The organism is Paenibacillus sp. PsM32, assembly GCF_030433815.1.
Lineage (GTDB): Bacteria > Bacillota > Bacilli > Paenibacillales > Paenibacillaceae > Saccharibacillus > Saccharibacillus kyungheensis.
The window spans coordinates 184,103-196,017 of the sequence record NZ_JARUWY010000002.1 but is presented as its reverse complement, the minus strand read 5'-3'; the positions used below and the strand labels follow the sequence as shown (position 1 = coordinate 196,017).

Annotated in this window: 11 protein-coding genes; 9 read left to right on the top strand and 2 right to left on the bottom strand. The window is 38.6% G+C overall.

Annotated features, from left to right (window positions below):
* Nucleotides 1–13 precede the first annotated feature (13 nt).
* The 3 genes from QCD85_RS06740 (at nt 14) to QCD85_RS06730 (ending at nt 2,998) form a co-directional block, all read left to right on the top strand.
* Complete coding sequence (locus QCD85_RS06740; protein WP_301262062.1) at nt 14–1,990, top strand: glycoside hydrolase family 127 protein; 1,977 nt, start codon at nt 14–16, stop codon at nt 1,988–1,990.
* Nucleotides 1,991–2,015: 25 nt separating this feature from the next.
* Nucleotides 2,016–2,252, top strand: coding sequence for a hypothetical protein (locus tag QCD85_RS06735; RefSeq protein WP_273612663.1), 237 nt, complete (start codon nt 2,016–2,018; stop codon nt 2,250–2,252).
* Nucleotides 2,253–2,527: 275 nt separating this feature from the next.
* Nucleotides 2,528–2,998, top strand: coding sequence for a hypothetical protein (locus QCD85_RS06730; RefSeq protein ID WP_301262061.1), 471 nt, complete (start codon nt 2,528–2,530; stop codon nt 2,996–2,998).
* A 117-nt stretch (nt 2,999–3,115) separates the two neighbouring features.
* Here QCD85_RS06730 and lexA read toward each other — a convergent pair whose 3' ends face one another.
* A complete protein-coding gene (gene lexA, locus QCD85_RS06725; protein ID WP_069325997.1) occupies nt 3,116–3,742 on the bottom strand; it encodes a transcriptional repressor LexA in 627 nt (208 codons plus the stop codon).
* Nucleotides 3,743–4,009: 267 nt separating this feature from the next.
* Here lexA and yneA point away from each other — a divergent pair, with 267 nt between their 5' ends.
* The 4 genes from yneA (at nt 4,010) to QCD85_RS06705 (ending at nt 6,543) form a co-directional block, all read left to right on the top strand.
* The gene (gene yneA, locus QCD85_RS06720; protein ID WP_301262060.1) at nt 4,010–4,570 is read left to right on the top strand and encodes a cell division suppressor protein YneA; all 561 of its coding nucleotides are present in this window, start codon (nt 4,010–4,012) and stop codon (nt 4,568–4,570) included.
* Nucleotides 4,571–4,738: 168 nt separating this feature from the next.
* Nucleotides 4,739–4,939, top strand: a complete 201-nt coding sequence (locus tag QCD85_RS06715) for a DUF896 domain-containing protein (protein ID WP_273612660.1) — start codon at nt 4,739–4,741, stop codon at nt 4,937–4,939.
* A gap of 192 nt (nt 4,940–5,131) precedes the next feature.
* The gene (locus QCD85_RS06710) at nt 5,132–5,653 is read left to right on the top strand and encodes a methyltransferase (protein ID WP_273612659.1); all 522 of its coding nucleotides are present in this window, start codon (nt 5,132–5,134) and stop codon (nt 5,651–5,653) included.
* Between the two features lie 92 nt (nt 5,654–5,745).
* Nucleotides 5,746–6,543 (top strand): HAD family hydrolase, encoded by a 798-nt coding sequence (locus tag QCD85_RS06705; RefSeq protein ID WP_301262059.1) that lies wholly within the window; start codon nt 5,746–5,748, stop codon nt 6,541–6,543.
* A 100-nt stretch (nt 6,544–6,643) separates the two neighbouring features.
* Here the strand turns inward: QCD85_RS06705 and QCD85_RS06700 are convergent, their stop codons facing one another.
* On the bottom strand, nt 6,644–7,183 hold the full coding sequence (locus QCD85_RS06700) for a cupin domain-containing protein (protein WP_273612657.1): 540 nt from the start codon (nt 7,181–7,183) through the stop codon (nt 6,644–6,646).
* 218 nt (nt 7,184–7,401) lie between these two features.
* Between QCD85_RS06700 and metH the strand changes: the two genes are divergently transcribed.
* Nucleotides 7,402–10,842: a methionine synthase gene (gene metH, locus QCD85_RS06695; protein WP_301262058.1), complete on the top strand. Its 3,441-nt coding sequence runs from the start codon at nt 7,402–7,404 to the stop codon at nt 10,840–10,842.
* Nucleotides 10,843–10,945: 103 nt separating this feature from the next.
* The gene (gene rnz / locus QCD85_RS06690) at nt 10,946–11,878 is read left to right on the top strand and encodes a ribonuclease Z (protein WP_274172566.1); all 933 of its coding nucleotides are present in this window, start codon (nt 10,946–10,948) and stop codon (nt 11,876–11,878) included.
* The last annotated feature ends 37 nt before the right edge of the window (nt 11,879–11,915 follow it).

The window sequence follows — 11,915 nt, the reverse complement described above, 5'->3', positions numbered from 1 at the left end:
GGAGAGACATACGATGTCATTACATTTACAATCACTTACAATTACAGATCAATTCTGGTCTCATTATCGGGAGCTTGTCCGTACAGAAATGATTCCTTATCAATGGAATGTATTGAATGATAATGCTGATATTACGATCGAAAAAGAAAGAAATGATAACAGTATTCCGTCTGAAAAAAGTCATGCTATCGAAAACTTCAAGATTGCTGCTGGATTGAAGCAAGGTAATCACTATGGTTGGGTATTTCAGGACAGTGATGTATACAAATGGCTGGAAGCGGTGGCTTACTCATTATCCATTCATGCGGATACTGAATTACAAGAATTGGCTGACGGAGTGATTGATCTTATTGCTCTAGCGCAAGAGGAAGATGGTTACCTCAATACGTACTTCTCTATTGAAGAACCAGAGCGCCGATTCAAGAAGTTGGCTGAAAGTCATGAATTGTATTGTGCAGGTCATTTTATCGAAGCAGCAGTTGCTTATTATGAATCCACTCATAATGAAAAAGCGCTCCAGATTGCTTGCCGATTAGCGGATTGTATAGATGCTTCTTTTGGCAAAGGAGAACATCAGATTCAAGGATACGATGGTCATGAAGAAATAGAGCTGGCGTTGACTAAATTATATTCACTAACAAAAGAACAACGTTATCTGAATCTGAGTCGTTATTTTCTGTATGAGCGGGGAACGGATACTACCTTTTTCGCCAGACAACAGACAGAAGACACAGGAACCAAGCCAGTTATAGCAGGCATGAGTCATCGTCCGCTACAGTATTATCAAGCTCACCAACCGATTTTGGAACAACAGACCACAGAAGGGCATGCTGTTAGACTTGTCTATATGTGTGCAGCTATGGCAGATGTTGCTTTATTAGCAGGCGATACCGCAATGTTAGAAGCTTGTCGTCGCCTTTGGAAAAATATGATTACCAAACGTATGTATATCACCGGCGGTATAGGATCAACAGTAGACGGAGAAGCATTTACACTGGATTACGACTTGCCTAATGATACGATGTACTGTGAGACATGTGCTTCGATCGGATTGATTTTCTTTGCTTTTAATATGCTCAAAAATGAAGTACGTTCTGAATATGCCGATGTGTTAGAGCGAGCATTGTATAATACAGCTATTGGCGGTATGGCACTGGATGGCAAACATTTTTTCTATGTGAATCCGTTAGAAGTACGTCCAGAGAACAGCCGTAAAGATCCGGGAAAAAGTCATGTGAAATTTACACGCCCCGAATGGTTTGGCTGTGCTTGCTGTCCACCGAATCTAGCAAGATTATTAACTTCACTTCATAAATATATGTATACGGTTCAATCAGAGCAAAAAGCGATATATACGAATCTATTTATTACAAGCACAGCAACATTAGAGATAGATCATCACAAAGTACAGCTTGAACAAACAACGAATTTACCGTGGGAAGGTCATGTTTCGATTGTGACACAGACAGAACAACCAACTGCTTTTACATTGGCGCTCCGATTGCCTTACTGGGCAGATGATTATTCATTGATAGTCAATGGAGAGCATATAGAAGCGGAAAATATTAACGGATTTCTACACATTGATCGTGTATGGCAGTCTAATGACAAGATCGAGTTTATTTTACCGATGGAGATCAAACAATATACCGCACATCCGCTAGTCAGAGCAGATATTGGCAAAGTAGCTATAGGACGTGGCCCGTTTATTTATTGCGCTGAAGAAGTAGATAATGGAGAGCATTTGCATTTAATTCAGTTAAATAAAGATCAGACCTATCAATATACATTTGATCCACAGTTGCTAGGAGGCATAGGTACGATCCATGTAGAGGCACGTAAAAGAATCATTACTTCGCAGTGGGACGATGTATTATATGCTTCTCAAGCAGCTACCACGTATGCTCCTACAACATTACGACTTATTCCTTATTATTGCTGGGCTAACCGACAATCCGGTGAAATGCGTGTATGGCATAACCAAGCATAATCAACACTGACAAGGAGAGTGCCTGATGAAATCAAAAATGAGAATAGATCCTGAGAAATTTGCGTATACTGTCATTTCAAGTTATTCATCAGATAAAGATAATGCCGAAGCAGTGGCTAAAGACCATCTAGGTGTATTTTTAAATGCTTATTTTCTAGCTGAAAAGTTCAATACACTTGAAGCTCAATTGGCTGAAAAAGCAGAAAGTAAAGATTTCAAAGCATTACTTGCCAAACTGATGGATACAAAGCTGTTTGGATAAATGTAGCTTACTATTAAAAAAATATAAGATATTTAGTGATTATTTGGCATTAAAAGGTATCAATTTCCTATTATTAGGTTATGATGAAGAAATCACATAATGAATTAAGAGGAGTGACATTAGAAATCAAATAAAAAAATTAAGAGCATATCAGCAAAAAGTACCGTATTCAGCTTGTACAAAAGGCATCCAATAAGTAGTAGAGGGTTAGATAAAAACGTTGCAATTTGGGTACTCAATATGTTCAGTCATTACAGTTAAAGGAGGTAGCAATTATGAGTTGGATTGAATCTGCGGTAATACGTGCACAGGAAGAGAAAGCAGAGAACGCAAAAGCTTTTTCATATTCTTTAAAAATTCATGAGCATTTTTTAGAATATTGTGAAAATTTATGGATGAAATTTTCTACCATTTTAGAAGAGATCAAAAAACATTTTAAAGAAGATTGCAGTATTCAGAAAGATGAAAATCAACTGATTATTACAATTGCTCTCGTTGTCATTACTATAACTGTAGTTAAAAAAAATGTACGTGAACATTATTATGGAGAAGCTGATCTCAAATACAAATGTTCTCATGATTCTGGAAAACCTAAACTTGCGGTAGAATTATTGTACTTGAATCCAACAGAGCATCCTGTATGGATGTATAAAGTTCTACAAGGCAAAGAAGAGATCGAAGTTGCTTTTAGTGAAGTAGAAGCAGAACATGTAATTAAAACTGCATTGTGGAGATATGTACAATAATTACATTGTTCTGAATCTAAATAAATTAAATTATTCTCATATAAATAAGAAAAAAACCGCTACTTTCTAGTAGCGGTCTTTTTCTATCTTCTATGAACTGCAACGTACAGTAGTGATTTAGTGCAAGTTACGGAACAATCCTACAACTTTACCCAAAATCGTAACATGTGTCAGACGAAGTGGCTGATACATTGGATTTTCTGGTTGTAGACGAATATGATCTTTTTCTTTATAGAACGTTTTGACAGTTGCTTCGTCGTCTTCTGTCATGGCTACAACAATATCGCCATTATCAGCGGTCTGTTGTTGACGTACAATTACGTAGTCACCATTATAGATTCCTGCTTCAATCATACTGTCTCCAACTACAGAAAGCATAAATACTTGTCCTTCACCTGTAAAATTCTGTGGTAGAGGGAAGTAATCTTCAATATGTTCTGTAGCTGTAATCGGAACACCGGCGGTTACTTTTCCAATAATAGGAACACGAGATACCGTTTGAGCGAAAAGAATATTACTTTCAGACTCTTCTTGACCTAACAACTCGATGGCACGAGGTTTGGTCGGGTCGCGTCGAATCAGTCCTTTTTTCTCCAAACGATCCAGATGACCATGTACAGTAGAACTAGAAGCAAGACCTACAGCTTCACCAATTTCACGTACAGATGGCGGGTAACCTTTAAGTTTGACTTCATTTCGGATAAATTCCAAAATGGCCTGTTGGCGACTTGAAACTTTTGACATACCTTATCAACCCCAATGCTAGTAACGTTTGGCAAAATTATAACATAGAACTACCGTTCGTACAAACATAAGTTCTAAAATTTGTATATTTATTTTGTTATTCATTACTTTTTGTAGTCTATTCATCGTATAAGAGGCATAATCTATAGTCTAAAAGGTGCAATAAAAAACACGAACGAAGGTTCGTAAAAAACTATTGAGTAAAACATATGTTCGTGTTATAGTGAATTTAAGAAAACAAGAACAAATGTTTGGAGCGTGATGACAATGTTAAAATATACTACATATCGTAGCATCCACAATCAATCTGAAGATGGTGAACAACAGATTGATACATCTGGATCAGATATACATCATACATCAACAAGTTATTCGGAGAAACAATCACAGCAAGCAACTATTCATGCCACACGAGCGGACAAAGATGTAGTGGTGGATGAGTGGACATATTTGCCGAATGTGCAAAAGATACGTAAGCCAGCTCAACCTAAAGGCAAAAAAACATTACGTCAAAAAACGCTACATCTTATTCAAAGCACAGCCCAAAAAGTGAAGTGGAAATCCGGCGGACGTTTAATGGTATGTTTTGTGTTTGCAGGTGTATTATTATACGGTGGAGTAATTCATAACTTTGTAGTAGCAGACAAAGTAGAAGGTCCTGCACAAAAAGTTGTTGTTCATTCAGGGGATAGCTTATGGAGTATCGCTAGTGAATACAAATCAGCCCAGACAGATACACGTGACTATATCGCTGAGATTCGTAGTGAGAATCAATTGACTACAAGTGAGATTCAAGCAGGCGATGTTCTGGTGATTCCTTACGATTGATTTATATGTTCTCTAAGTATATTTATTGTATAAACGATATTACTAGATAAGCATATATATTCATTAATAGGATGAAAGTTTGTTAAGATCTGTTGATCTTGACAAGCTTTTTTTTACATGTCAAAGTTAGTGATGGTCACAAGATGATTACTTACATGGAGGTTAGTTATGGATATCGATACACTCATTGCACGTATTAATGAATTAGCTCGTAAGAAAAAAAGTTCAGGTCTTACAGCCGAAGAAACTGTAGAGCGTGACGAGTTACGTGCTATTTATTTAAATAATATTCGCAGTAATTTCCGTCAACAACTAGATACAATTGAATTTGTAGAAGATACAGAACAAGCGGATAATACCAAAAAATAGTCAGCACTAGAATCATGTAACAGCTTTAATAAATACAAAGAAGTGAACTAACTCAAGGGTGCTCTAGCTGTTATTACAGAGAGCATCCTATTTTGCTATGGAAATTTAGGGCTTGTTCTGGCATGATAAGATAGAACGAAGTCTTCTGCTTTTGTTGTAAGGCTTACATTATCTATTAGGGGGAAACAAAGTATGTCCCGTTCCTGGGAAAGGCAAGTTCGACGCAATTCAAAGCAAGTTAATGCTGCACGTAGAAAGCAAGGTCAATCTTCTATCGGTGGCAAAACCAGTATTTCCGAATATACAGCGTATAAAGGAAGAAACATTGTTTTTCCAGCTGCTCTAATTATATTGGGAATTATTTATGCAGTGATGGGTATTATGTATCCAACAGCTGATGGTTTTAGCGTAATCTTTATTGTTACTGTAGCTTTGTACATTTTACTTGGCGTAATGCTTTATTTCCGCAAACCGTACTTGAAAATTGGCAGAGATTCATTGATCACTACCAAATTTAATCGTGATCGTCTCATCTCTTCTTCTCAAGTAAAAAGTATTCGCCTTCAAAAAGGTTATGTAGTGATTGAACATAGCTCTAAAGGTGGAAGCTGGGTATTCTCACGCACATTAAACCGTTATGATACAGATGCAATGAGCGAGCATTTACGCACATTTGCTGCACAACACAAAATTTCGATTCAAGAAAAAGCTTAAGCTTTTTGGAGATCGATCGTTATATATGCTATCTAATCTAAATATCTATTATCATAATTAATGTCATGATGATCGTTGAGGAGGTACAGGCAGTGAGTATTGAAGCGGTTTTGTTTGATCTAGATGATACGTTATTATGGGATGAACGCAGTATAGAAGAAGCTTTTGCAGAGACATGTCTTGTGGCTGAGCAAGCGACAGGTGTTGATCCTATAGCTTTGGAAGAAACAGTACGCCGAGAAGCGAGAGCACTGTATGAATCCTATGAGACTTTTCCTTTTACACAATGGATTGGAATTAATCCGTTTGAAGGCTTGTGGGCTCAATTTTCCGCAGGCGAACAACCTGAATTCCGTCAATTGCAGAAGATTGCACCGACATATCGCAAAGAATCATGGCGTAAAGGTCTAAGTGCAATGGGGATCGAAGATGAAGCTTTAGCACTCCAACTGTCTGATCGATTCGTACAAGAACGACGTAATCGTCCGCATATCTATGAAGAGACATTTCAGATTTTGGATGAATTACAAGGTAAGGTCAAGCTATTGTTGCTTACCAATGGTTGTCCGGCGTTACAACAAGAGAAGTTAGACGGTGTACCCAAGTTAGCTCCTTATTTTGATCAGATCGTTGTATCCGGTGCATTTGGTAAAGGTAAGCCTAATGCAGAGATTTTTGCACATGCACTGGAATTATTGGATGTGAAGCCAGAGCAAGCGTTGATGATCGGAGATAAACTGACTACAGATATCAAAGGTGCATTAGCAGCAGGTATCAAATCGGTATGGGTGAACCGTAATGGTAAAGTCAATGATAGTGAGATTAAGCCAGATTACGAAATTACACGTTTAACCGATATTCATCAGATTACGGCTCAGTTGGTATCATAAACTATATTTTCACCAAATGAGTTCTTAGCCCTATAGCTAAAAACATAACAAAAAATCCCTTGCCCGAGTAGATCGGTAAGGGATTTTGTTATTTCTATCATTAAGCTTTTTGGAAAGAGTTGTCTTCGAAAGGAACAGCGATCCAACCGTCTGTTTCTACAAACAAACGAACAGCTACAATTTTACGATTTTCAACCAGTGTAAAGAAGTGAGGTGTATTCTCAGGTACAGAGATAACATCACCTGGTTCTAATTCAACATCGAAGTATCCATGTTCAGGGCTTTTGATAATAAAAATACCATTACCTGATACAATCGCACGAATCTCATCTTCAGTATGGGTATGAATTTCTTCAAATTTAGCTAATTTAGCTTCCAGATCAGGTGTAGATTCAGATAAAGTAATAACGTCCCATGTGCGGTAACCACGACGTGCTGAAAGGTCTTTGATTTCTGCTTCGTACGTATCTAAAACCGCTTGTTTTTGCTCATCTGTCAATGTGAAGTTATCTTGCAATTCAGGAGCCAATTTGGAAGCATCCCATTTTTCATATACAACCTCATGTTTGTTCAAAAACTCCAGAACCTTGTCATCTCCAGCAATTCGTTCATTGGTATTTCTAATTCTGATTTCAGCCATCGGATTACCCTTCTTTCAATGTTTTTATGTTGTATTATAAAAGAAAAAGCGTTTTTTGTCGATACTTTCATTCAAACTTCATCTTATAGTCTAAATAAAAAATCTTCACTTTTATAATTACAAGTATAATACACTTATACATCACAAATAAGATTCTTTTCTAGTTAAAAGGTTTCTGTTAAACTAAAGCCTAACGTTTTGCGGGGAGGATCGAATAGATGAATAAGCCTGACCTACAAGAAAGACTTGAACAGCGTATTCTGATTTTGGATGGCGCTATGGGGACGATGATTCAACAAAGAGATTTAACGGCAGACGATTTTGGCAGTGATGATCTAGACGGTTGTAATGAAATACTGGTTCTAACACGTCCAGATGTTATTCAAGAAATTCATGAGCAATATTTAGCTGCTGGTGCAGATTTGATAGAAACGAATACATTTGGTGCTACCTCAGTAGTACTGGCTGAATACGATATTCAAGATCAAGCACGTGAATTAAATCTAGCAGCCGTTAAGCTTGCCCGAGCAGCTGTTGATAAATATAGTACAGCTGAACGTCCACGTTATGTTGTAGGCGCTATGGGACCTACAACCAAGACATTGTCTGTTACAGGCGGAGTCACTTTCGATGAACTGGTAGAAAGTTATCAGGAACAAGCAGTAGCTTTGATAGAAGGCGGCTCAGATGTACTTCTATTAGAAACCTCGCAAGATACACTGAACGTGAAAGCAGGTAGTATCGGTATCCGTAATGCGTTTAAGCAGACAGGAATAGAGCTACCTTTGATGATATCCGGTACGATCGAGCCAATGGGTACAACGCTTGCCGGACAAAATATAGAGTCTTTTTATATTTCATTAGAACATTTGAACCCGATTTCAGTAGGCTTGAATTGCGCGACCGGACCAGAATTTATGCGTGATCATATTCGTTCATTGTCTGAAATGGCAGGAGCGGCGGTTAGTTGTTATCCCAATGCAGGCTTGCCTGATGAAAATGGGAATTATCATGAATCTCCAGAATCGTTAGGACGCAAAATGGCAGCTTTTGCTGAGCAAGGTTGGCTCAATATAGCAGGAGGCTGTTGCGGAACAACACCGGATCATATTCGTGTTATGGATGAATTATTATCTCAATATCCACCTCGTGCGATGATCGGTACACATCCACCTGCTTTGTCAGGGATAGAACCTGTCTATATCGAGCAAGACAATCGCCCTTATATGGTAGGAGAACGTACCAATGTTCTCGGTTCACGTAAATTTAAGCGATTGATTGTAGAAGGTAAATATGAAGAAGCATCTGAGATCGCTCGTGCTCAAGTAAAAAATGGTGCACAAGTCATCGATGTATGTGTACAAGATCCCGATCGTGATGAAACGTATGATATGGAGAAATTTTTAGATTTAGTCGTCAAAAAAGTTAAAGCTCCATTAATGATCGATACAACAGATGTAGCTGTTATTGATATCGCTCTTCGTTATTCGCAAGGGAAAGCAATTATTAACTCAATTAACCTTGAAGATGGGGAAGAAAAGTTTGAAGATGTGACCCCGCTTATTCATAAATACGGTGCAGCTGTAGTTGTAGGGACGATTGATGAACGAGGACAGGCGATAACAGCGCAAGATAAGTTAGAAGTCGCTAAGCGTTCGCAACAATTGTTAGTGAACAAATACGGACTCCAAACAGAAGATTTAATTTTTGATCCACTTGTATTTCCTGTCGGTACAGGAGATGAACAGTATATTGGTTCTGCCAAAGAAACGATAGAAGGTATTCGCTTAATTAAGGAACAAGTTCCAGGTTGTCATACAATTCTGGGGATCAGTAATATATCGTTTGGTTTACCTGAAGCAGGACGTGAAGTGTTGAACTCTGTATTTTTGTACGAATGCACCAAAGCAGGTCTGGATTACGCGATCGTCAATACCGAGAAATTAGAACGGTATGCGTCTATTCCTGAACATGAGCGTCATTTAGCAGAAGAATTACTTTATAATACCAATGATGCTACATTGGCTGAATTTGTAGCTGCTTTTCGTAATAAAAAAGTAGAAAAGAAAGTGCAAGATTCTAATCTTACGTTAGAAGAACGGCTTGCTTCTTATGTGGTAGAAGGAACCAAAGAAGGTCTACTGCCTGATTTGGAAAAAGCATTGCAAAAATACTCTTCACTCGAAGTCATCAATGGCCCGCTGATGGCAGGGATGGAAGAAGTAGGACGACTATTCAATAATAACGAGCTGATCGTAGCTGAAGTATTGCAAAGTGCCGAAGTGATGAAAGCATCTGTTGCTTATCTGGAACAATTTATGGAGAAAAATGAATCGTCTGTAAAAGGTAAGATTTTACTGGCAACTGTCAAAGGCGATGTACATGATATTGGTAAAAATCTCGTCGAAATCATTTTATCCAATAATGGTTATAAAATTATCAATCTAGGCATCAAAGTCCCACCTGAACGTATTATCGAAGCGTATCGCAATGAAAAAGCAGATGCGATAGGTCTATCCGGTCTTTTGGTTAAATCTGCTCAGCAAATGATTACAACGGCGCAAGATTTACGTAGTGCAGGGATTGCTATTCCTATTATGGTGGGCGGAGCAGCGTTAACACGCAAATTCACCAAAAACCGGATACGACCGGAATATGAAGGATTGGTATTATACGCCAAAGACGCTATGGATGGTCTGGATATTGCCAACCGTCTTATGAATCCTGAAAAGCGAGCGATTATTGAAGCAGAAGTGGCGGCTGAAAATGAGATCGATACAGCGGTAGCAGTAGAAGTAGCACCATTACCTGTGCTCACTCGCGCAGTTAAATCAGATATTGATCCGAATATGCCGATCTATCTTCCGCCTGATCTGGATCGCCATGTATTGCGTAATTATCCGCTTAGTCATATTTTACCGTATGTGAATATGCAGATGCTTCTTGGACATCATCTAGGACTCAAAGGATCGGTAGAGCAATTGTTAGCGAAGCAAGATCCGAAAGCAGTACAGCTCAAATCAGTCGTAGATGAAATATTGCAAAAAGCATTAACAGAGCATATTATTCAAGCGCATGGGATGTACCGCTTTTTCCCGGCTCAATCGAATGGGAACGATGTGATTGTATATGATCCAACAGATCATAGCCGAATTTTGCATACATTTACATTCCCGCGCCAACAAGTAGAGCCTTATCTCTGTCTAGCTGACTTTTTGAAGTCTGTAGAAAGTGGTATGATGGATTATGTAGGCTTTATGGTAGTTACTGCTGGTCAGGGAATTAGTGCACTGGCTTCAGAGTGGAAAGACAAAGGTGATTATCTACGCTCCCATGTTCTTCAAGCAGTCGCACTAGAGACCGCAGAAGGACTTGCAGAACGTGTTCATCATATGATGCGTGATAGTTGGGGATTCTCTGATCCGGCGACGATGACGATGAAGCAGCGCTTAGGAGCACGTTATCAAGGGATTCGAGTATCATTTGGTTATCCAGCTTGCCCTGATTTAGAAGATCAAGGCCCTTTGTTTGCTTTGTTAAAGCCTGAAGATATCGGTGTCGAATTAACCGAAGGATTTATGATGGAACCGGAAGCTTCAGTATCAGCCATGGTATTTAGTCATCCACAAGCACGTTATTTTAATGTAGATAAAGCATAACTATAGATTGTATTGCATTATGTATCATCATTGCAGAATCCTCCGATAAATCGGGGGATTTTTGTTACGGAACCTGGCGAATACAGAAAGAAGGTAGAGAGAGATGGAATTGTACTTTTTGGGAACCAATGCAGGCGTTCCTACACTTCAGCGTAATGTGACCTCTATTGGATTACGAATGTATGAAGAACGCCGCGCATTATGGTTATTTGATTGTGGAGAAGGTACACAGCATCAAGTGTTACGTTCTCTGCTCAAATTAAGTAAATTAGAAAAGATTTTTATTACTCATTTGCATGGAGATCATTTATTTGGTCTACCTGGGCTATTATCGAGTCGTGCTTATCAAGGAGGAGTCACACCGCTTACGGTATATGGTCCTGTCGGATTAGAACGGTATATTCGAACTTCTCTAGAACTCAGTCAATCACGTATTGAATATGAACTGAATATCGTTGAACACGAAGGTGGCGTCGTTTTTGAAGACGATATGTTTCGAGTAGAATCGGCGTTATTAGAACACCGTATCGATAGTTATGGATATCGTATTATTGAAAAAGATCGTCCCGGACAATTGAATTTTGAAGTACTGAAGCATCATGGCATTAAGCCAGGCCCTCTATATGGAAAATTAAAAAATGGAGGCAGTATCAAATTAGAAGATGGACAAACATTACATTCTCATCAGGTCGTAGGTAAGCCGAAAAAAGGAAAAATCATTACGATTTTGGGAGATACAAGACCTTGTCCAAATGTAGGTGTATTAGCGCAAGATGCTGATGTGCTGGTGCATGAAGCTACGTTTTTGCAAGATATGGAAGAGACCGCACACAATTATTATCACAGTACGACTTTGCAAGCAGCTCATGCGGCTAAAGATGCGAATGTACATGAATTGATCTTGACTCATTTTAGTTCCCGTTATAAAGATCGTGAACAGCTTGAACCATTGTTGCTTGAAGCCAAAAGTATATTTGAAAATACGTTATTGGCAGAAGAACATGTGTTATTTCCGATCACTTCGAAGTCGGTTTAAAGCATTTTGGTTGCGGCGATATAAGGATACCGTTTGC